Source organism: Rhodoferax sp. XS2R6 (assembly GCF_056521365.1).
Genome location: NZ_JBWMAY010000004.1, coordinates 451,267 through 471,037, shown reverse-complemented (window position 1 = coordinate 471,037; position 19,771 = coordinate 451,267). Strand labels below are relative to the sequence as shown.

Here is a 19,771-nt window from a genome sequence, read left to right as displayed (position 1 = left end):
GGAAGTAACCCGGGCCCATGCGGGCGCCGTCTCCCAGGGTGTAGCCCGATGCGCCCCAGGCGAAGGCTACCCCTACGCCCATGAACATCAGGCCGGAAAAAAAATCTTTTTGGCTTTTTATATTCACTGTCTGTCTCCTACAACTAAACGGTCACGCATTCTGCCTGCATTTTTAGGGGCTTCCGCCTAGGGGTTTTCGTTCTAGCCCTGCAAGGGAGGCGTAGAGCTCAGCACCTCTTCCATCACGGTTTGGCCTTCGGCCACCCGCAAGGCCCCGGCCAAGCGCAGCGGGCGCATGCCGTCCGTCACGGCCTGACGGCGCAGCGCGTCGATGCTGGGGTCGGCGCTCACACGCGACTTGAAGCCCTCGGTCACCACCAGCAGTTCGTACAGGCCCATGCGGCCCATGAACCCGGTCATGCGGCAGTCCACACAGCCCTGGGGCTTGTAGGGCTTGTAGCCGCCATTGATCTGCCAGGGTTTGACCATTTCGCCCAGGGCTTCGCGGCTGGCGTCGTCATCCCGCACCTTGCACTGCTTGCACAAGGTGCGCACCAGGCGCTGCGCCAACACGCCCAAGAGCGTGGCGTTGATCAGGTAGGGCGGAATGCCCAGCTCCATCAGGCGGGTGACGGCCGAAGGCGCATCGTTGGTGTGCAGGGTGGAGAACACCAAATGCCCGGTGAGTGCAGCTTGGACCGCCATTTCGGCCGTCTCCAGGTCACGGATTTCACCCACCATGATGATGTCCGGGTCCTGCCGCATCAGCGCGCGCAGGCCCTGCGGAAAACCAAAGTCCAGCTGCGGCTGCACCTGGGTTTGGTTGAAAGAGGGCTCGATCATTTCGATCGGGTCTTCCACCGTGCTCACGTTCACCTCTTCGGTGGCCACACGCTTAAGGGTGGAGTACAGCGTGGTGGTTTTGCCCGAACCCGTGGGACCGGTCACCAAGATGATGCCGTGCGGCCGCTGCACCAGTTGTTCCCAGCGCGTGGCGTCGTGGCTACTGAAGCCCAAGGCGTCCAGGTCTTTGACCGCGTTGTCGGGGTCAAAAATACGCATCACCATCTTCTCGCCAAAGGCGGTGGGCAAGGTGGAAATCCGCATTTCAATTTCATCACCACGCGGGTTCCGGGTTTTGATACGGCCGTCCTGCGGGCGGCGCTTTTCAATCACGTCCATGCGGCCCAGCAGCTTGATACGCGCCGTCATGGCGTTGAGCACGCCCATGGGCATTTGGTAGACCGGGTGCAGCACACCGTCGATGCGGAAGCGGATCACGCCCTGCTCGCGGCGCGGCTCCAGGTGGATGTCGCTGGCGCGCTGGTCAAAGGCGTATTGCCACAACCAGTCCACCACCTGCACCACGCCCTGGTCGTTGGCATCAAGCTGTTTGTTGCTCTTGCCCAGCTCCACCAATTGCTCAAAACTGGCACCATTGTTCGCCCCGTTTTTGCTGGCGGCGCGCACACTTTTGGCCAGCGCATAAAACTCGGCGGTGTAACGCGTGATCTCCTGCGGGCTGGCCACCACACGTTTGACGCTGCGGCGGCTCTGGCGCTCCACCTCGGCCACCCAGTCAGTGATAAAGGGTTCGGCCGTGGCCACAGTAATCTCGCTGGGCGTGACCACCACGGGCAATATCTTGTGGCGCTCGGCATAAGCCGCGCTCATGGCGTCGGCCACCTTGCCCACATCGACCTTGAGCGGGTCAATGCGCAGGTAGTCCAGCCCGGCGCGCAGGGCCAGCCACTGGGTCAGCATTTCCATGTCCAGCGGTTTCTGGTCCGACGCGCGGCGCATGGACACACTGGCCAGGCGCACCAGCGGGTGCTGCGAACTCTCGGCCTGCGCACAGCGGCTGATGGTGCGCTGGGCTTCCTCTTCGGCAATCACCTTGTCGTGCTGCAGCCACTCCACGAGTCGGCGCCAGTCCACCGGGCCCGCGTGGGGGGTAAGCGAAGCGTGGGGTTTCTTGGCACTGGTGCTCATGCTTGCACCGGTTTAAAAACGCGAACCCATTTGTCCGCCGGCAAGCCCCATTGGGACTGGATGAATTCGGCGCGCTCCATCAACACCGAGCGTTTGGGGCGGCTGGGCGTGCGCTGGGCCAGCACCACGGTGTTGCCTTCGCGCGTGGCCTTGAAGGCCCAAATGGCGTCAGCACCAAAGGCCTGGGCAATTTTGTCCACACTGGCCTGGAAGCTGGAGCTGCGGCCAAACAGGTTCACCGTCATGCAGCCTTCTTCGGTGAGTGTGGCGCGGCAGTCGGCGTAAAAGTCGGCGCTGTCGAGCACAGGCGCTGCGGCCTCTTCGTCGTACAGGTCGACCTGCAATGCGTCCACGGCGCCCAGCCAGCGGGATTGTTTGATTTCTTGCGACGCATCGGCCAGCACCACCTGCATGCGGCTGTTGTCGGCCGGCAGCTTGAACCAGCCACGGCAAGCGTGTAGCACCTGCGGGTTGAGCTCAATCGCGGTGGTCTTCATCTTGAGCTCTTTGTGGCAAAACTTGGTGAGCGAGCCGGCCCCCAAACCCAGCTGCAGGGCTTGGCGTTTGTTCAGGGCGTGGGGGTCCATGAACAACATCCAGGCCATCATGCGCTGGATGTATTCGTGCACCAGCGCCGTAGGTGCGTCCACCAACATGGAGCCCTGGATCCATTCGCTGCCCAGGTGCAGGTGGCGGATGGGGCCTTCTTCGGAAAAATTGACTTCGGGGAGGGAGAGAGATGCTTTTCGTGCCATGGGGATTTATACCAGCAGCGCAGCCAGCTTCGGCAGGGCTTTACAGGCGTTGTGCGTGGTGGCGTCGGCCAGCTCCTCCACAGCCATGCCCCGCAGCTCGGCCACGGTCTGGGCCATGCGCGGCAGCTCGGCCGGGGTATTGCGGCCCTGAGGCACACCGGCTGCGCGCTCGGCCGCCGTGGTGTAGAGCCAGTGCGGCGGAATGTCAGGTGCATCGGTCTCCAGCACCAGCGCGTCCAGCGGCAGGGTTTGGGCCAGGTGGCGCAGTTGGTGGGCACGTTCAAAGGTCACCGCACCACCAAAACCCAGTTTGAAACCCAGCTTGATGAATGCCTGCGCCTGTACCTCGCTGCCATTAAAAGCATGGGCAATGCCCTGCCAGCGCCCACCGGGGCCAGCCACCTCGCGCAGGTGTTTGAGCAGGCGGTCGGCCGAACGGCGCACATGCAGCACCACAGGCAGGTCGAACTGGCGGGCCAGCTTCAGTTGGGCCCGGTAAAACGATTCCTGCTTTTCGCGCCAGGGGCTTTGGGTGAGCTGCGGCACAAAGTAGTCCAAGCCAATCTCTCCCACCGCCACCAGCCTGGGGTCGGCATGGTGGGCCTGCAGCTGCTGGGCCAGCACCGCCAATGCGTCCTCCTGCGCGGTGGGTACATACAGCGGATGGATGCCCAGGCAGTAGCTGTAACCCTGGTGGTGGGCCAATTTGCGCACCACGTCCAGGTTGGCAACCTCCACCGCCGGAATGACACAGTGCACCACACCCGCTTGCTGGGCGGAGAGGCACACCGCGCCCACCTGCCGGTCTGCCTCAAAGGCGTCGAGGTGGCAGTGGGTGTCTATCCAGGGCATGGTGGTGGTGGGAAACGTCAGCGTTTGCGCTGCACAAACAGGTTGCGTGTGCGGTCTTCGGGGTAGGCGAAGGTTACCGCACCATTCTTCACCAGACCCATCACCAGCATATTGCTGGTGATGGCATCTTTGTCGTCTTTGCTAAAAGGGCGTTCGTGCGTGGCGGTCACGCCGTAATAAATGCGCGGCATGGCCTCCAGCGCGGCCTTGACCGAGGGGCCGGAAAGGTTGCCATCGCGGATGGACAAGATGGCATAGGTCAGCAGGTACACCGTGTCGTAGGCCTGGGCGGCGGCCATGGGCACGGTGATTTTTTTGGTGTTGTACTTGCGGGCGTAGGCACTCAGAAAGGAAATGCGCCGTTCGTTGCTGGGCTCGGCGATAAAGGTTTGCGCCATCAGTGCGCCCTCGGCGGCCTCTTTGGCACCGTCCATGAAGAAGGGAAACGACAGCGGCCAGGCGCCGACCTGGGGCACGGCCCACTTCAAGGCCTGGCGGCCTTTGGCAATCACCGCGTTCTCGGTGCCCACGGTGTAGCTGAACACCACATTGGCACCCACGGCCTGCGCGGCCTTGAGTTCGGTTTGCAGGTCTTTCACGCCCAGGTCAAACCGGGCCACATACACCGGCTGCAAGTTTTTGCTGGCCAGTGCCTTGACCACATCGTTCATGCCGCCTTCGCCATAGGGCGTCTTGTCAGCAAAAATGGCGACCTTGGTCCAGCCACGGCTCACGATGTCGTCCACCACAAACGGCGCCTGAATGCCATCGCGTGCCGAGGTGCGGAAGATGTAGCTCTCGGGCGCCGGGTATTTGGCGGTGATGGGCGTGCCCGTGGCGCAGGGCACGATGAGCGGGGCCTTGGCGGTCTGGAAGGTCTCCAGCGACTTCATGGCCACACCGGTGTTGCAAAACCCGATGGTGCCCACCACGCCTTCTTTCAACACGTCTTGCGAATGCTGCAAACCCACATCGGGGTTGGCGGTGTCGTCCTTGATGACCAGCTCCAGCGGCCGGCCCAGGTAGCCGCCGGCGGCATTGATCTCGTCCACCGCCAGCTTGGCGCCGTTGAGCATGGGGATGCCAAAGTCGGCCGAGGGGCCGGTGAAGGGGCCAATGAGCCCGATGCGCAAAGGTTTGATGGTTTGTGCGGCGGCCCCAACGGCCAACCCCGCACCCAGCACCACACTCACCCAGGAATGCCAACGACGGTTCATAGTGATTCTCTAGAAATTTGATGGGGCAGGATAGGAGGCACCCCACCCCACCGTCATCCGCGAGAACCCTTGGACGCGGGCTTTGCCAGCCGTCCCGTCAGCAAACCGCAAGCCACCCGGCCTGCAGCGGCAAGGCCCTGGGGCTGCGCCCTAGCCCGCGAAACGCCCCGACACCAGCTGCAGCTGGCGGCTGCAGCGCGCGGCCAGTGTGGCGTCGTGGGTCACCAGCACAAAGGCCGTGCCCTGCTCGCGCGCCAGCGTCAGCATCAGGTCGAACACACCATCCGCCGTGCTGCGGTCCAGGTTGCCTGTAGGCTCGTCGGCCAGCACGCAGTCTGGGTTAGTCACCAGTGCACGTGCAATGGCCACGCGCTGGCGCTCGCCACCCGAGAGCTCGGCCGGGCGGTGGTGCATGCGGTGCTCCAAGCCCACCAACGCTAGCATTTTCATAGCTGCTTGCGCAGCATCTACGGGGGCTACACGCCGAATTGTCAATGGCATGGCGACGTTGTCGAGCGCACTGAACTCGGGCAGCAGGTGGTGAAACTGGTAGACAAAGCCCAGGTGTTTATTACGCAGCCGCCCTTGGGCCGCCGCGTCCAGCCCGGCCAAGGGTTGGCCACACAGGGTCACGCTGCCACTGCTGGGCGCGTCCAGCCCGCCCAGCAAATGCAGCAAGGTGCTTTTGCCGGAACCCGAAGCGCCCACAATCGCCAGCGTCTCGCCACGGTGCACGTCCAAGTCGACACCGTGCAGCACCGTTACGTCCAGACGGCCTTCCTGAAACCGCTTGGTCAGGCCGGTGGCTTGCAATAAAACGTCATTCATAGCGTAGCGCCTCGGCAGGGTTCACTTGGCTGGCGCGCCAGCTGGGGTACAGGGTGGCGACAAAGGCCATGAGCAGGGAGATCACCGCCACCGGCACGATGTCGCTTTGCTGCGGGTCACTGGGCATGCGGCTGATCAGGTAAATGTCTTGCGGCAAAAAGCTGGCGCCCAGCAGGCGCTCCAGCGCGGGCACGATCACGTCAATATTGAAGGCCACGCCCAGGCCCAACAGCAGGCCGGCCAGCGTGCCAATCACCCCCACCATGGCGCCCTGCACCACAAAGATGCCCATGATGCTGCCCGGGCTGGCGCCCAGGGTGCGCAGGATAGCGATATCGGCACGTTTGTCGGTCACCGTCATCACCAGCGTAGACACCAGGTTGAACGCCGCCACCGCCACGATGAGAGTGAGGATGATGAACATCATGCGTTTTTCCACCTGCACCGCGGCAAACCAGGTGCGGTTCTGGCGCGTCCAGTCGCGCAGCAGCAGGTCACCACTCATGCTGCGGCTCAGCTCTTGGGCTACCTCGCGCGCCTGGTGCAGGTCTTTCAGCTTGAGGCGCACACCCGTGGGGCCTTCCAGGCGGAAGATCTTGGCCGCGTCTTCCCAGTGCACAAACACCAGGGCCGAGTCGTATTCGTAGTGGCCCGAGTCAAAGGTGCCCACCACCGTCATCTGCTTCAAGCGTGGCACCACGCCGGCGGGTGTCACCTGCCCGCTGGGGGCAATCAGGGTCACGCGGTCGCCTTTGACCACGCCCATGCTGCGTGCCAGCTCGCCGCCCAGCACCACACCAAACTCGCCCGGCACCAGTTGCGCTAGCACGGCGGCCTGCGCGCCGGTGGCCACGTCCGACACCTCGGGCTCCCGTGCGGGGTCGATGCCGCGCACCATGGCACCCTTCATGTCTTCGCCGCGCGCCACCAGGGCCTGCGCCGCCACAAACGGCGCGGCACCCACCACCTGCGGGTTGTCGCGGGCTTCGCGCAGGGTGCGGTCCATATCGGCCAGGGCCTGCCCACCGGGGGCAAACACCTCAATGTGCGACACCACGCCCAGCATGCGGTCACGCACCTCTTTCTGGAAGCCGTTCATCACGCTCAGCACGATGATGAGGGCCGCCACGCCCAGCGCAATGCCCAGCATGGACACGCCCGAGATAAAGGAAATAAAACCATTGCGCCGCGTGGCACGGCCAGCGCGCGTGTAGCGCCAGCCGATGGTGAGCTCGTAGGGAAGTCGCATCAAACGTTACAAAGTGCAGAGGTGGGCGGATTGTGGCATCCATGCGGGACAATCCAGCCATGCACACCGTTATTCCCTATGCCGCACCGGCCGGTCCGCACTGCCAGGCCGCCATTGCCGACATAACGCTCCCCAACCTGGCACAGCTGCTCAGCCTGCTCAACCCCACCCCGCCCCTGCTGGGCTCGGCCGAGTCGCTGACCCCGCTGGGCGAACGCGTACACGCCAAAAGCCTGGGCCTGCAGGGCGCCGACGGCCTGGTGCCCTGGGCGGCGCTGGACGCCGAACACCTGGGCCTGACCAAGGTGCACGGCAGCAGTGGCTGGGCCTGGATCACGCCCTGCCACTGGCGCGTGAACGCCGACCATGTGGCGATGGAAGACCCGCAGAAGCTTGCCCTTAGCGCCCACGACTCCGATGCCCTGCGCGCCGCCATGCAGCCCTACTTTGCCGAAGACGGCATCACGCTGCACCCGCTGAGCGACACCACCTGGCTGGCCCAGGGCGCCGCCCTGGTCGATCTGCCCACCGCCTCGCTGGCGCGCGCACGCGGCGCCCGTGTGGACGGTTGGATGCCGCGCCAGGAACAGGCGCAACCCCTGCGCCGCCTGCAAAACGAGATGCAGATGCTGCTCTACACCCACCCGGTCAACGATGCGCGCAAAGCCCGTTTTGTGCCCCCGGTCAACTCCTTCTGGATCAGTGGCACCGGCACCCTGCCTGCCACCCCGCGCAGCGCTCCGGCCCAGCGGGTGGAGATGGAAAACAGCCTGGCTGCGGCCGCCCAGCGTGATGACGGCCGTGCCTGGGCCCAAGCCTGGCAGGCGCTGGACCAGGGCCTGATCGCCAAACTGCTGGCCCGCGCCAATGCCAACGAGGCGCTGGAAATCACCCTGTGCGGCGAACGCCTGGCCCCCACCTTTGTGCTGCAAAGCAGCCCCTGGTGGAACCGCCTGCAACGCCGCTTTACCGCGCCCCCACCGCACGAATTGCTGTTGACCTTATGAACATCGTCCCCCGCGACATTCCTCCCCGCTCGGTCTGGGCGCTGGAGCAAGCCGGCGTGCACCCGCTCCTGGCGCGCCTGTACGCCGCCCGCGGCGTGCACAGCCCCGATGAGCTGGACGACGCGCTGGCCAAGTTGCTGCCCCCCAGCTCCTTGCTGGGGGTGGACCGCGCGGCCGTGCTGCTGGCCGACGCCATGGCGCAAAACCTGAAACTCTGCATCGTGGCCGACTACGACTGCGACGGTGCCACCGCCTGCGCTGTGGCCGTGCGCGGCCTGCGCCTGCTGGGCGCGCAGCACGTGGACTACCTGGTACCCGACCGCGTGGTGGACGGTTATGGCCTGACCGCCCCCATCAGCGAACGCGTGAAGAAATCCGGTGCCGATGTGCTGATCACCGTGGACAACGGCATTGCCAGCGTGGACGGTGTGGCGCGCGCCAAGGCCCTGGGCCTGCAGGTGCTGGTGACCGACCACCACCTGCCGGGCAGCGAATTGCCCAATGCCGATGTGATCGTCAACCCCAACCAACCCGGCTGCACGTTTGAGAGCAAGTCGATCGCCGGTGTGGGCGTGATGTTCTACACGCTGCTGGCCCTGCGCGGCGAGCTGCGCAAGCGCGGCGTGTTTGACGCCACCACCCAACCCAAACTTGATGTGCTGCTGCCGCTGGTCGCACTGGGCACCGTGGCCGATGTGGTGAAGCTGGACGCGAACAACCGCCGCCTCGTGGCCCAAGGCCTAAAACGGGTGCGCGCCCTTGCCCTGCCTGCGGGACTAGCTAGTCTTTTTGTAGCAGCCGGGCGCAAGGCCGAGGTCGCCACCACCTTCGACTTTGGTTTTGCCCTGGGCCCCCGCATTAACGCAGCTGGCCGTTTGAGCGACATGACACTGGGCATTGAATGCCTGCTGACCGACGACCCCGGCCGCGCCGACGAGCTGGCCAAAACGCTGGACGGCATCAACCGCGAGCGCCGCGAGATTGAGGGTGACATGCGCGAGCAGGCCATGATGATTGCCGAGAGCCTGTTTGACGAAGGCGACGAACCGCCGCCCGCGATTTGTGTGTTCGACCCCGACTTCCACGAAGGCGTGGTCGGCATTGTGGCCAGCCGCATCAAGGACAAGCTACACCGCCCCACCTTTGTGTTTGCCGCCAGCGCGGCCGAAGGCAAGGAACACGAACTCAAAGGCTCGGGCCGCAGCATTCCGGGTTTCCATTTGCGCGATGCGCTGGACCTGGTGGCCAAGCGCTACCCCGGCGTCATCCTGCGTTTTGGCGGCCACGCCATGGCGGCGGGTTGCACGGTGGCGGAGGAGTTTTTTGACGACTTCGAAAATGGCCTGAACGAAGTGGCCCAGGAATGGCTGGACGCCGCCACGCTGACCCGCCGCATGGACACCGATGGCCCGCTCAACCCGGAATACCGCCGCGTGGACCTGGTCGACACGCTGCACAAGGAAGTATGGGGCCAGGGTTTTGCCGCCCCCACCTTCAGCGAAGAGGTGGAAGTGGTGTCGCAGCGCCTGGTGGGTGAAAAACACCTGGCTCTGAAACTCAAACACCAGGGCCAGCCCGTGGACGGCATCTGGTTCGGGCATACCGAACCCCTGCCAGCCAAGGTGACGCTGGCGTTCCGGCTGGATGCAGACGAATGGAACGGCGTGCGGCGCGTACGCTTTCTGGTCGAAGGCGCGCAGGTGTGAATCTGCCAGGCGCGTTGGCGTTTGCCGCCAAGCTGGGCAGCACACAACGCCAGCAGTTGGCACAGGCAGCCAAGCGAGCCCTGGCCCCGCCGCCGCCAGACCTGCAGATTTTTTGGCTGGAGGGTGAGAGCGGCACAGCACCACAACGCCTGGGGTTGCTGAGCCCCGAGCGTGCCGCCCTGCTGGCAACCCTGTTGCCTGACTGCCAGTATCAACCCCAGGGCGAAGCGGCGGGTCTGCACTGGCGGGCGCTGCATTGCAGCAGTGCGGAGCGCAGTGCCCAACTGCAAGGTGCGCTGGCGCATTGCCATGCACAAGGCCTAGTACACGGTTGGCGCAACGAAGCCTTTGCGTTCTGGCACCACCACTGCCTGACGCCACCCGACGATGGACGTGAGCCTCTGCTGGCGGTAGAACGCGCAGGTTTCCGGTTTTTGGGTATGCGCAGCCATGCGGTGCATATCAACGGTTTTACCGCGGATGGGCAACTCTGGTGCGGCCGCCGCTCACCCACCAAGGCCACCGACCCTGGGCGGCTGGACAACGTGACCGCGGGTGGACTGCCCGCGGGTGAAACGCCGCTGGGTTGCGCGGTCCGCGAACTGCACGAAGAAGCAGGTGCGGTACTGACAGACACCTCCTCGCTACACGCCTGCGGCCTGGTCCGCACCGCGCGGCTGGACACCGGTGGTTGGCACGACGAAACCCTGCTGGTCTACAACTGGGCTTGCCCGGAGGGCTGGGTTCCACACAACCAGGACGGTGAAGTTGCCGAGTTTTTGTGCCTGTCCGCAGCGCACACCCTGGAACGTATCATCGGCGGTGAATTCACCCTGGATGCGGTGGCCTCGCTGGCGCAAGGGCTGGGCCTGGCGGGCAGCCCCTGATACCCACAGGCCCATGTGCACTAGCCCGGAAACACCTTTATGCCGAGCCCTCCCATGACCCCCACTGCGCAAAATTACGGTGCCGACCCATCCGGCCTGATCTACGGCTTTGTGTTCGACAAAGAAGGCCTGGCCACAGCGGCCGGCAGTGAGGATGCGCTGCGCTGGCTGGCCCGCGCAAACCCCGAGGACGGCGGTTTTGTCTGGCTGCATTTCAACCTGTCGCACACCGCCAGCGCCAAGTGGCTGCAAGACCATCTGCAACTGTCCGACCTGTTCCATGAATCCCTGACCGATGGCTCCCGCTCGACGCGGGTGGAGCTGGACGACGACACGCTGGTGGCCGTGGTGAACGATGTGCACTACGACTTTGCCTTTGAGCCGTCCGATATTTCCACCCTCTGGTTGTCGGTCGGGCCGCGTTTGGTGGTGAGCGCGCGGCTGCAGCCTTTGCGCTCGATAGACCGCCTGCGCGACGCCGTGCGCCGCGGCGAACAACTCATGTCGCCCGTGGCCTTGCTGGTGCACCTGATGCACGACCAGGGGGATGTGCTGATCAACATCGTGCGCAACACCACCGCCCGGGTGGACGCCATTGAAGACAAACTCCTGGCCGGCCGGCTGGAAACCAAACGTGCCAACCTCGGTGCTCTGCGCCGCCTGTTGGTGCGCCTGCAGCGCCTGCTGGCGCCCGAGCCCGCGGCCCTGTTCCGCCTGCTGCGCAAGCCGCCGCAGTGGATCGCCGAGGAAGACCTGGGCGACCTGCGCCAGTCGACCGAAGAATTCAACGTTGCGCTGAGCGACATGGCCGCACTGCAGGAACGCATCAAGCTGCTGCAGGAAGAGATTGCCGGACGTGTGGCCGAGGCCAACAACCGAAGCCTGTTTGTGCTGACCATCGTGACCGTGCTGGCCCTGCCGATCAACATCATTGCCGGTTTGTTGGGCATGAACGTGGGCGGCATTCCCCTGGCCGAACACCCGCAAGGTTTCTGGTGGGTGGTGGCCCTGATCGTCACCTTCACCGTGGTGGCGGGCTACATCGCGATACGCCGGCACCGCGAGTAATTTAAAGCCTTTTAGGCCTCTAGCGCCCGTGGAATATGCGCAAACAGCTCCTAATTTAATAGCAAATTATGCCTAAAAATCTCACCATCCTCACCGGCGCCTCGCGCGGCATGGGCCGAGCCATGGCCGAACAGCTGCTGCAAGCTGACGCCCTGCTGCTGTGCATCTCGCGCCAGACCAATATCGCCTTGGCCGAACAAGCCCAGCGCGCAGGTGCGGCACTGCTGCAGTGGCCGCTGGACCTGGCCGAGGGCGCCACCGCCTCCGCCCAGCTGCGCCAATGGCTAGCACAGCAAGACCCGGCCACGCTGGCCAGTGCCACGTTAATCAACAACGCGGGTGTGATCCCGGCGCTGGTGCCTCTATCGGACTCCGACCCGGTCGCGCTGGCGCAAGCGCTGCGTGTGGGACTGGAAGCGCCCATGCAACTCACCGCCGCCTTTCTGGGCGCCACCCGCAGCTGGACCGTGCCACGCAAGGTGCTCAATATTTCGTCGGGCCTGGGACGGCGTGCCATGGCCTCGCAAGCGGCCTATTGCGCAGCCAAGGCGGGCATGGACCATTTCAGTCGTTGTGTGGCGCTGGACGAGGCCCAACTGGCCCACGGTGCCAAAGTGTGTTCGTTGGCGCCCGGTGTGATTGACACCGACATGCAAGTGCAGCTGCGCAGTGCGAACGCCACGCAGTTTCCGGATCTCGGCAGCTTTGCCGGCCTACATGCCCAAGGGCAGCTCAGCAGTCCGGAAGATGCAGCGCGGCGGGTGCTGGCGTATCTGGCGCGGGCGGACTTTGGGAAGGATGCTGTGGGGGATGTGCGGGGCATAGGTTCTCTCACGTCCGGTTGAACGAAAAAGTGTTACCTATGTCCCGGCACACATGTTCCCCATGTCTACGGTCTATACACGTGACGAGGGGCTGGGGGAGTGGGTGTTAAAAAAAGCGATGTAGCCCGGCAAAAAGCCTAAGGCACCAACACCCGAATCTGCAACAAGCGACGCACCTCGCCGCTACCAGCACTGCTGTAACTCCCTTGCCGGGCCGGCGCAGGGCCGGTGGTGGCAATCGTTACCCACTGCGCCAGGGGCGCGGTCACCGTGCTGCTGAACTGGCTGCGGCTCTGGCTGGGCATGTCGGCGTTGCTGCGGGTGGCCATGTCGGCCTGCTGCACTTCCAGCTCTAACGTGGCCGCACGGTTGCCACCGGGCCAGCGCGGCATCACCGTCACGCTCTGGCCCACCTCAAACCACTGCAGCGCCTGCTTGACACCTGCCCCGCTGTTGGCAGACGCGGCCTGGGCGGCTTCCACCCACTGCATGGGGACGGAGAGGTTCATCCGCAGCTGCGCCTTCTGCCCATTGCGTACCTGGATTTTCTGGGGCGACAGGGCTTGCGTGCTCTCGGATGGGCCCGCACGGTAGCTGTTGGCCTCGTCCTGCCGGTCCTCGATCTGGCGTAGCTCCACCGTCAGGTCCCGCGCAGGCAACTGGGCGTGGGCCCAGGGCGCCCACAGACCGCAGGCCAGCAGCAGGAACGAAGGGATGGAGGTGCGCATGCAGCCATTGTTCCACGCCGGCTCCGCGCAGGCCAGCCAACAAAGGGGCCAACAGGGCCCCAAAAGCGGCTTTATTCGATCTTGAGGTTTTGCGTCTGCACCACGTCACGCCAGGCGTGGTAATCGGACTCGATGAACTTCGCCTGCGCCGTGGGAGTGCCCGGTGTGGCCTCCACCGCATCCAGTTTGAAGCGGGCCACCACCTCGGGCAGCTGGACCACCTTGTTAAGGGCGGTATTGAGCTTGTCGATCACCGCAGCCGGGGTGCCCGCAGGGGCGGCCAGCGCAAAGTAGTTCAACACGTCAAAACCCTTGAACCCGGCCTCGGCCATGCTGGGCACATCGGGCATGGCGCTGGAGCGCTTGGCGCTCGTCACGGCCAGCGGCTTGATGCGCCCGTCTTTCACCAGCGGCAGCAGCGCGGGAATGGTACCCGTGACAAGTTGCACCTGGCCCGACACCATGTCCATGGCGGCGGGTGCCACGCCGCGGTAGGGGATGTGGGTGATGAAAGTGCCCGTCTTGGCCTTGAGCAGCTCCAGCACCAGGTGGTTCACCCCACCCGCACCGGCCGAGCCGTAGTTGAGTACGCCGGGTTTTTGTTTGGCGTAGGCCACCAGCTCCTGCATGGTGTGGATGCCGGTCTGGTGGTTGGTCGCCCAGACCAGCGGGCCACTGGCAATCATGCCCACGGGGGCAAAACTCTTGAGCGGGTCGTACCCCGCATTGGGCAAGGAGGCCGCCACCGTGGTGAACGGCGACGCTACCAGCAGCAAGGTGTAGCCGTCGGCCGGTTGTTGTGCCACGTATTGGGTGCCAATCGCGCCTGACGCGCCGGTGCGGTTCTCCACCACAAAACTGCCCCCCATCACCTCACCCAGCTTCTGGGCCATCAGGCGGCCCATGGCATCGGTGCCTGCACCTGGGGCAAACGGCACGACGATCTTGACCGGTTTGTCGGGAAAGCTGGCACTGCCGTTTTGTGCCCAAGCCACCGTGCCCAGCAATGCCGTTGCCACCACAGATGCCACCGCAGCACGGCGGGAAAGTTTGCGAACCATCACCATAAAAACCACCTCACACATTGGATACAGCCCGCCACTATGCGACAGGCAGATTGCAGCACCATGACAAATTTTGCTGGCACGCGTGCCAATAAAAAAGCCTGCATCTTTGCGGGATGCAGGCTTGCTTATTTGGAGGAGAAGGAGGGATTCGAACCCTCGGTGCCTTGCGACACGCCTGATTTCGAGTCAGGTACATTCGACCACTCTGCCACTTCTCCTGATTCGTGTCGGTCGAAACGAAGGCGTGATTCTATCAGGCCTTCAGCACCTCTTTGCCGCCCAGGTAGGGTCGCAGCACTTCCGGCACGGTAATGCTGCCGTCGGCGTTCTGGTTATTCTCCAGCACCGCCACCAGCGCGCGGCCTACGGCGAGGCCGGAACCGTTGAGGGTGTGGACCAGTTCGTTTTTGCCCTGGGCGTTCTTGAAACGGGCCTGCAGGCGGCGGGCCTGGAAGGCCTCGCAGTTGGAGACCGAGCTGATTTCGCGGAAGGTGTTCTGCGCAGGCAGCCACACTTCCAGGTCATAGGTCTTGGTGGCGCCAAAGCCCATGTCGCCGGTGCACAGGCTCATCACGCGGTAGGGCAAGCCCAGCTTCTGCAGGATGGCTTCGGCGTGGCCGGTCATAGCTTCCAGCGCTTCGTAGCTCTTTTCGGGGTGCACGATCTGCACCATTTCCACCTTGTCGAACTGGTGCTGGCGGATCAAGCCGCGTGTGTCGCGCCCAGCGCTGCCGGCCTCGGAGCGGAAGCACGGCGTGTGGGCGGTCAGCTTGATGGGCAAATCGGACTCGGCGGACACCACGTCGCGCACAAAGTTGGTCAGCGGTACTTCGCTGGTGGGGATCAGGTACAGCGCGGTGTGGTCGGGCTGGGCCTCGCCATCCTGGCCGCCCTTTTTGGCGGCAAACAAGTCACCCTCAAACTTGGGCAGCTGGCCGGTACCGCGCAGGCTGTCGCCGTTGACGATGTAGGGGGTGTAACACTCGGTGTAGCCGTGTTCTTCGGTCTGCACGTCCAGCATGAACTGGGCGAGCGCGCGGTGCAGGCGGGCAATCGGCCCCTTCATGACGGTGAAGCGTGAACCGGTGAGCTTCACGCCCATCTCAAAGTCCAGGCCCAGGGGTGCGCCCAAGTCCACATGGTCCTTGATCTCGAAGTCATACGTCTTGGGCGTGCCCCAAGAGCGCACCACTACGTTGCCGTGTTCGTCTTCGCCCACGGGCACGCTCTCGTGCGGCAGGTTGGGCACGGCTTCCAGCATGGTTTGCATCTCGACCTGGATAGCGTCCAGGCGCGTGGCGGAGGTTTCCAGCTCGGCCTTCAGGCCCGCTACTTCGGCCATGGCCGCATCGGCCTCGGCGTGCTGGCCCTTGCCCTTGAGCATGCCGATTTGTTTGCTGACCGTGTTGCGCTTGGCCTGCATTTCTTCGGTGCGCATCTGGATGGTCTTGCGCTCGGCTTCCAGCGCCTTGAAGGCGTCCACGTTCAAGAAGGCTTGCGGGTTCTTGCGGGTTTGCAAGCGGGCAACCACCGAATCCAGGTCTTTGCGCAGCAGGGTGATATCTAACATGGCGTTCTCGTACTCTTAAGTCAAATCAGTATCAAATCGGGCTCTAGCACTCTATTTTATTGCGCAAGCAGCTACTATTTTTATAGCGCCCTTGCGAGCCCTCAGGTATCCAGCTTCAGCCCCTTGGGCAGCGGGAACTTCACGGTCTCTTCGATGCCGTCCATCTTGCGCACCGACACGGCGCCCAGCGCCTTGATGCGGTCGATGACGGCCTTCACCAGAATCTCGGGCGCGCTGGCGCCGGCGGTCAGGCCTACACGGGATCGGCCTTCAAACCATTCAGCCTGCAGTTCTTCGGCGTTGTCCACCATATAACTCTCGGTACCCAGCTTTTTGGCCACTTCGCGCAGGCGGTTGCTGTTGGAGCTGGTAGGGCTGCCCACCACGATCACGATGTCCACCTGCGGGCTCATCACCTTGACCGCGTCCTGGCGGTTTTGGGTGGCGTAGCAAATGTCCTGCATCTTGGGCTTTTTGATCAGAGGGAAACGGGCGACCACCGCGGCGGTGATATCGGCCGCATCGTCCACGCTCAGCGTAGTCTGCGTCACCACGGCCAGCTTGGTGGTCTGGCTGGGCTGCACCTTGGCCACGTCGGCCACGTCTTCCACCAGGTGGATACCGCTCTCCAGCTGGCCCATGGTGCCTTCCACCTCGGGGTGGCCCTTGTGGCCGATCATGATGAATTCATAACCCTCTTTGTGCAGCTTGGCTACTTCCACGTGCACTTTGGTCACCAGCGGACAGGTGGCATCAAAGATCTGGAAGCCGCGGCGTTCTGCCTCCCGCTGGATAGCCTGGCTCACGCCGTGGGCCGAGAACACCAGCGTGGCGCCGGGAGGCACGTCGTCCAGCTCTTCGATGAAAATGGCACCGCGTTCTTTGAGGTCGTTCACCACATAGGTGTTGTGCACGATCTCGTGGCGCACATAGATGGGACGGCCAAATTTCTGCAAGGCACGGTCCACGATCTCGATGGCGCGGTCCACACCCGCACAAAACCCACGCGGCTCGGCAAGGATGATTTCCTGCGGCAGCGTGATGTTCACGGCGCTGCTCATAGAACCCCGATCAGTTGCACTTCAAACGTCACGGGCTGGCCGGCCAATGGGTGGTTGAAATCGAACAGCACGGCATCGTTGTCCCGTAGCTGCAGCACCACACCGGCAAACTGGCCCTGGCCATCGGGCGTGGGGAACTGCACCACATCACCCACGTTATAAGTTTCGTGCGGGTCGCCCATGTCGCGCAGCACTTTGCGCGCCAGCCACTGCTGCATGTCGGGGTTGCGCTCGCCAAAGGCAGCGCCGGCCGGCAGCTCAAAGGTGGCACGCGCGCCCTCCTCCATGTCCATCAAACAGGCCTCGACTGCGGGGGACAGTTCCCCCGTGCCCAGGCTCAACGTGGCGGGCTTGCCGGTGAAGGTGTTGATGATGTCCCCAGCCGGGCCGCCCAGGCGGTAGTGCAAGGTGAGGAAAGAGCCCGCTTGAACGCGGGGGGTCGTGGTGGTCATAAAAGTCCCGATAAACTGCCCTCTATTGTAGAAAGCTTGCCCCGCCCGGCATTCCGCCCCCTGCTTCACCCCCACGCCATGCCGCTCAAAGACCTGCCCCCGGACGCCCGCCCGCGCGAAAAGCTGCTGGCGCGTGGCCCCGGCGCGCTCAGCGACGCCGAGCTGCTGGCCATCCTGCTGCGCACCGGCATCGCAGGCAAAGGCGTGCTGCAGATGGCGGACGAGCTGCTGCAACTCAAAAACCATAGCACCCCGCGCAATACGGACGAGGGCCAGGGCGGGTTTGGAGGCATAGCGGGGCTCTTGAGCGCGACTGCGGACGACCTCAAGCGCGTCAAGGGCCTGGGCCCCGCCAAGCGCGCCGAGATTGTGGCGGTGCTGGAACTGGCGCGTCGTGCCATGGCCCAGCGCCTGCAGGAGCGCGAGGTGTTTGCCGACCCGCAGGCTGTGAAGCACTACCTGCAGTTGCACCTGGCGGCCAAGGGCCATGAAGTCTTCGCTGTGCTGTTTCTGGACACACAAAATAAGCTGCTGGCCATGGAAGAGCTGTTCCGCGGCACGCTGACCCAAACCTCGGTCTACCCGCGCGAAGTCGTCATTCGCGCGCTGCACCACAGCGCGGCTGCCGTGGTGCTGGCGCACAACCACCCCAGTGGTACTGTGCAACCCAGCCGTGCCGACGAGGCCCTGACCCAGACGCTGAAGGCCGCGCTGGCGCTGGTGGACGTGCGTGTGCTGGACCACATCATTGTTGGGCCGGGCCAGGCACTGTCCATGGCCGAGGCCGGTTTACTCTAAGGGGCTGCCATGAAGATCAACGCCCTGTCCGACCTGAAGCTGGTCAAAAAGGAAATCGAAGCCCAGGCTGCGCGTGAGGCTGCCGTGGCCGCGCAAAAGGCGCTGGACGCCAAACGCAAGGCCGCCGCCAGCAACCTGTTCCAAGCCGCTATTGGCAAGGTCAAACCCATGGCCCCGCCCCAGCGGGCCGCACTGGCACCCGCGCCGCCCAAGCCCATCCCCAAACAGCAGTTGCTGGACGATGCGGCCGCACTGCAAGAGGCCATCAGCGACGAGGTGGACGTGACCACGCTGCTGGACACCGACGACAACCTGAGCTTTAGACGCCCCGGCGTGGGCACCGACGTGACGCAGAAGCTGCGCAAGGGCAAGTGGAGCATCCAAAAGCAGATTGACCTGCATGGCTACCGCAGCGACGAGGCGCGCGAGGCGCTGGGTGCCTTCATCCGCGAATCACATAAACAGGGCATACGCTGCGTGCGGGTGGTGCACGGCAAAGGCCTGGGCTCGCCCGGCAAGGCGCCGGTACTCAAAGACAAGGTGCACAAGTGGCTGGTGCAAAAAAGCGAGGTGGTGGCCTTTGTGCAGGCCCAGCCCGCGCAGGGTGGCGCGGGCGCGCTGGTGGTACTGCTGCAGCCGCTGAACCGCGGCTAGCTAACCCTCCAGCCCGCCCTTGGCGTGCGACACATCCACATCGCGCGGCAGAGCCACGCCGTTTTTCACGGCCAGTATTTCGGCCATCACGCTCACCGCAATCTCGGGCGGCGTCTTGCTACCGATGTAAATACCGATGGGGCCACGCAAACGTGCCAGCGTTTGTGGTGTCTGGCCCAGGTGCTCCACCATGCGTTGGTGGCGCGCGGCGTTGTTGCGGCGCGAGCCAATGGCGCCAATGTAGAAGGCGTCGGACTTCAGCGCCTCCAGCAGCGCCAAGTCATCCAGCTTGGGGTCGTGCGTCAGCGCGATCACGCAGCTGCGGCGGTCGGGCGCAAAGGCAGTCACCACCTCGTCGGGCATGCCGCTGTTCACCACCACACCGGGCACGGCCCAGGCGCCGCGGTACTCCTCGCGCGGGTCGCACACGGTCACCGCAAAACCGCTGAACTGGGCCATGGTGGCGACGTACTCGCTGAGCTGGCCTGCGCCGATGATGAGCAGGCGGTATTCGGGCCCAAAGGTGTTGGTCAGTGTGCTGTCTGACACGCTGAGTGCCGCCGGCGTGGTAGTGGCCTGCAGGCCCACCGCGCCATCGGCCAGTTGCACCGTGCGGCGCACCAGCTGGCCCTGCTCCAGCCGGACCACCAGATCGGCCAAGCTGGCCGCATCGGGATCAAACTCCAGCAGCAGCTCCAGCGTACCGCCACAGGGCAGGCCAAAACGGTGAGCCTCATCGGCGGTGATGCCGTACTTCACGCGCTGCGGTGCGCCGCTGGGGATCTGCTGCGTGGCATCGCCACGGGTTGCACCGTCAGACGCGTAGGCCCGCGTGAAACGAAAAATTAAATCATCCTCGATGCAGCCACCCGATACCGAGCCGACCACGGCACCGTCCTCACACAAGGCCATGATGGACCCCACGGGCCGTGGCGAGGAACCCCAGGTGCGCACCACGGTGGCCAGCAGCGCACGCCGCCCGGCTTGGCGCCAGCCGCACAGGGCACGCAAGACCATCACATCAAGGTTTTCCATGGGGCTTGGTCCTTGCAGCAG

General features: G+C 64.2%; 19 protein-coding genes, 1 tRNA gene and 1 pseudogene. 7 read left to right on the top strand and 14 right to left on the bottom strand.

Annotated features, from left to right (window positions below):
• From AC097A_RS16025 to AC097A_RS15995, 7 genes and pseudogenes are all read right to left on the bottom strand, one after another.
• Nucleotides 1-127 (bottom strand): annotated as a pseudogene (locus tag AC097A_RS16025) (tripartite tricarboxylate transporter TctB family protein); the annotation flags it as partial.
• Between the two features lie 74 nt (nucleotides 128-201).
• On the bottom strand, nucleotides 202-1,992 hold the full coding sequence (gene tfpB / locus AC097A_RS16020) for a type IV pilus assembly ATPase TfpB (protein ID WP_315496648.1): 1,791 nt from the start codon (nucleotides 1,990-1,992) through the stop codon (nucleotides 202-204).
• Nucleotides 1,989-2,747, bottom strand: coding sequence for a class I SAM-dependent methyltransferase (locus AC097A_RS16015; protein ID WP_105262529.1), 759 nt, complete (start codon nucleotides 2,745-2,747; stop codon nucleotides 1,989-1,991). The genes tfpB and AC097A_RS16015 overlap by 4 nt, the downstream gene beginning before the upstream one ends.
• A 6-nt stretch (nucleotides 2,748-2,753) precedes the next feature.
• Entirely contained in the window at nucleotides 2,754-3,599 is an 846-nt protein-coding gene (locus AC097A_RS16010) for a TatD family hydrolase (RefSeq protein ID WP_479621596.1), read from the bottom strand.
• Between the two features lie 17 nt (nucleotides 3,600-3,616).
• Complete coding sequence (locus tag AC097A_RS16005; protein ID WP_479621595.1) at nucleotides 3,617-4,816, bottom strand: ABC transporter substrate-binding protein; 1,200 nt, start codon at nucleotides 4,814-4,816, stop codon at nucleotides 3,617-3,619.
• A 150-nt stretch (nucleotides 4,817-4,966) separates the two neighbouring features.
• Nucleotides 4,967-5,644, bottom strand: a complete 678-nt coding sequence (gene lolD, locus AC097A_RS16000) for a lipoprotein-releasing ABC transporter ATP-binding protein LolD (protein ID WP_479621594.1) — start codon at nucleotides 5,642-5,644, stop codon at nucleotides 4,967-4,969.
• Nucleotides 5,637-6,893 carry a lipoprotein-releasing ABC transporter permease subunit gene (locus tag AC097A_RS15995; RefSeq protein WP_479621593.1) on the bottom strand — a complete coding sequence of 419 codons (1,257 nt, stop codon included), beginning with the start codon at nucleotides 6,891-6,893 and terminating at the stop codon, nucleotides 5,637-5,639. Before AC097A_RS15995 ends, lolD begins: the two co-directional genes overlap by 8 nt.
• 59 nt (nucleotides 6,894-6,952) lie before the next feature.
• On the opposite strand from AC097A_RS15995, the gene AC097A_RS15990 reads away from it, so the two are divergent.
• The 5 genes from AC097A_RS15990 to AC097A_RS15970 all read left to right on the top strand — a co-directional run bounded on the left by AC097A_RS15990 (nucleotide 6,953) and on the right by AC097A_RS15970 (nucleotide 12,406).
• A complete protein-coding gene (locus tag AC097A_RS15990) occupies nucleotides 6,953-7,900 on the top strand; it encodes a hypothetical protein (protein WP_479621592.1) in 948 nt (315 codons plus the stop codon).
• A complete protein-coding gene (gene recJ, locus AC097A_RS15985) occupies nucleotides 7,897-9,606 on the top strand; it encodes a single-stranded-DNA-specific exonuclease RecJ (protein WP_315480901.1) in 1,710 nt (569 codons plus the stop codon). The genes AC097A_RS15990 and recJ overlap by 4 nt, the downstream gene beginning before the upstream one ends.
• Nucleotides 9,603-10,493, top strand: a complete 891-nt coding sequence (locus AC097A_RS15980) for an NUDIX hydrolase (protein WP_479621591.1) — start codon at nucleotides 9,603-9,605, stop codon at nucleotides 10,491-10,493. Before recJ ends, AC097A_RS15980 begins: the two co-directional genes overlap by 4 nt.
• Before the next feature lie 54 nt (nucleotides 10,494-10,547).
• On the top strand, nucleotides 10,548-11,561 hold the full coding sequence (locus AC097A_RS15975) for a transporter (protein WP_315496641.1): 1,014 nt from the start codon (nucleotides 10,548-10,550) through the stop codon (nucleotides 11,559-11,561).
• 68 nt (nucleotides 11,562-11,629) lie between these two features.
• Nucleotides 11,630-12,406, top strand: a complete 777-nt coding sequence (locus tag AC097A_RS15970) for an SDR family NAD(P)-dependent oxidoreductase (RefSeq protein WP_479621590.1) — start codon at nucleotides 11,630-11,632, stop codon at nucleotides 12,404-12,406.
• Nucleotides 12,407-12,522: 116 nt separating this feature from the next.
• Here AC097A_RS15970 and AC097A_RS15965 read toward each other — a convergent pair whose 3' ends face one another.
• The 6 genes from AC097A_RS15965 to AC097A_RS15940 all read right to left on the bottom strand — a co-directional run bounded on the left by AC097A_RS15965 (nucleotide 12,523) and on the right by AC097A_RS15940 (nucleotide 17,263).
• Nucleotides 12,523-13,113, bottom strand: a complete 591-nt coding sequence (locus AC097A_RS15965) for a hypothetical protein (RefSeq protein WP_479621589.1) — start codon at nucleotides 13,111-13,113, stop codon at nucleotides 12,523-12,525.
• Between the two features lie 71 nt (nucleotides 13,114-13,184).
• On the bottom strand, nucleotides 13,185-14,180 hold the full coding sequence (locus AC097A_RS15960; RefSeq protein WP_105260083.1) for a tripartite tricarboxylate transporter substrate binding protein: 996 nt from the start codon (nucleotides 14,178-14,180) through the stop codon (nucleotides 13,185-13,187).
• A gap of 130 nt (nucleotides 14,181-14,310) precedes the next feature.
• Nucleotides 14,311-14,398, bottom strand: a tRNA-Ser gene (locus tag AC097A_RS15955).
• A 35-nt stretch (nucleotides 14,399-14,433) separates the two neighbouring features.
• A complete protein-coding gene (gene serS, locus AC097A_RS15950; RefSeq protein WP_479621588.1) occupies nucleotides 14,434-15,750 on the bottom strand; it encodes a serine--tRNA ligase in 1,317 nt (438 codons plus the stop codon).
• A gap of 101 nt (nucleotides 15,751-15,851) precedes the next feature.
• On the bottom strand, nucleotides 15,852-16,811 hold the full coding sequence (gene ispH / locus AC097A_RS15945) for a 4-hydroxy-3-methylbut-2-enyl diphosphate reductase (protein ID WP_479621587.1): 960 nt from the start codon (nucleotides 16,809-16,811) through the stop codon (nucleotides 15,852-15,854).
• A complete protein-coding gene (locus AC097A_RS15940; RefSeq protein WP_105260129.1) occupies nucleotides 16,808-17,263 on the bottom strand; it encodes an FKBP-type peptidyl-prolyl cis-trans isomerase in 456 nt (151 codons plus the stop codon). Before AC097A_RS15940 ends, ispH begins: the two co-directional genes overlap by 4 nt.
• 78 nt (nucleotides 17,264-17,341) lie before the next feature.
• Here AC097A_RS15940 and radC point away from each other — a divergent pair, with 78 nt between their 5' ends.
• Nucleotides 17,342-18,061, top strand: a complete 720-nt coding sequence (gene radC, locus AC097A_RS15935; protein ID WP_479621586.1) for a RadC family protein — start codon at nucleotides 17,342-17,344, stop codon at nucleotides 18,059-18,061.
• A 9-nt stretch (nucleotides 18,062-18,070) separates the two neighbouring features.
• Nucleotides 18,071-18,715 (top strand): Smr/MutS family protein, encoded by a 645-nt coding sequence (locus AC097A_RS15930; RefSeq protein WP_315478657.1) that lies wholly within the window; start codon nucleotides 18,071-18,073, stop codon nucleotides 18,713-18,715.
• On the opposite strand, the gene AC097A_RS15925 is transcribed toward AC097A_RS15930, so the two are convergent.
• Complete coding sequence (locus AC097A_RS15925) at nucleotides 18,716-19,750, bottom strand: XdhC family protein (protein WP_479621585.1); 1,035 nt, start codon at nucleotides 19,748-19,750, stop codon at nucleotides 18,716-18,718.
• Nucleotides 19,751-19,771: the final 21 nt, after the last annotated feature.

Excerpts from the sequence above, each read along its gene's own strand:
- tfpB (WP_315496648.1), bottom strand. The coding sequence starts at position 1,992 with ATGAGCACCAGTGCCAAGAAACCCCACGCTTCGCTTACCCCCCACGCG.
- AC097A_RS16015 (WP_105262529.1), bottom strand. The coding sequence starts at position 2,747 with ATGGCACGAAAAGCATCTCTCTCCCTCCCCGAAGTCAATTTTTCCGAA.
- AC097A_RS16010 (WP_479621596.1), bottom strand. The coding sequence starts at position 3,599 with ATGCCCTGGATAGACACCCACTGCCACCTCGACGCCTTTGAGGCAGAC.
- AC097A_RS16005 (WP_479621595.1), bottom strand. The coding sequence starts at position 4,816 with ATGAACCGTCGTTGGCATTCCTGGGTGAGTGTGGTGCTGGGTGCGGGG.
- lolD (WP_479621594.1), bottom strand. The coding sequence starts at position 5,644 with ATGAATGACGTTTTATTGCAAGCCACCGGCCTGACCAAGCGGTTTCAG.
- AC097A_RS15995 (WP_479621593.1), bottom strand. The coding sequence starts at position 6,893 with ATGCGACTTCCCTACGAGCTCACCATCGGCTGGCGCTACACGCGCGCT.
- AC097A_RS15990 (WP_479621592.1), top strand. The coding sequence starts at position 6,953 with ATGCACACCGTTATTCCCTATGCCGCACCGGCCGGTCCGCACTGCCAG.
- recJ (WP_315480901.1), top strand. The coding sequence starts at position 7,897 with ATGAACATCGTCCCCCGCGACATTCCTCCCCGCTCGGTCTGGGCGCTG.
- AC097A_RS15975 (WP_315496641.1), top strand. The coding sequence starts at position 10,548 with ATGACCCCCACTGCGCAAAATTACGGTGCCGACCCATCCGGCCTGATC.
- AC097A_RS15970 (WP_479621590.1), top strand. The coding sequence starts at position 11,630 with ATGCCTAAAAATCTCACCATCCTCACCGGCGCCTCGCGCGGCATGGGC.
- AC097A_RS15965 (WP_479621589.1), bottom strand. The coding sequence starts at position 13,113 with ATGCGCACCTCCATCCCTTCGTTCCTGCTGCTGGCCTGCGGTCTGTGG.
- AC097A_RS15960 (WP_105260083.1), bottom strand. The coding sequence starts at position 14,180 with ATGGTGATGGTTCGCAAACTTTCCCGCCGTGCTGCGGTGGCATCTGTG.
- serS (WP_479621588.1), bottom strand. The coding sequence starts at position 15,750 with ATGTTAGATATCACCCTGCTGCGCAAAGACCTGGATTCGGTGGTTGCC.
- ispH (WP_479621587.1), bottom strand. The coding sequence starts at position 16,811 with ATGAGCAGCGCCGTGAACATCACGCTGCCGCAGGAAATCATCCTTGCC.
- AC097A_RS15940 (WP_105260129.1), bottom strand. The coding sequence starts at position 17,263 with ATGACCACCACGACCCCCCGCGTTCAAGCGGGCTCTTTCCTCACCTTG.
- radC (WP_479621586.1), top strand. The coding sequence starts at position 17,342 with ATGCCGCTCAAAGACCTGCCCCCGGACGCCCGCCCGCGCGAAAAGCTG.
- AC097A_RS15930 (WP_315478657.1), top strand. The coding sequence starts at position 18,071 with ATGAAGATCAACGCCCTGTCCGACCTGAAGCTGGTCAAAAAGGAAATC.
- AC097A_RS15925 (WP_479621585.1), bottom strand. The coding sequence starts at position 19,750 with ATGGAAAACCTTGATGTGATGGTCTTGCGTGCCCTGTGCGGCTGGCGC.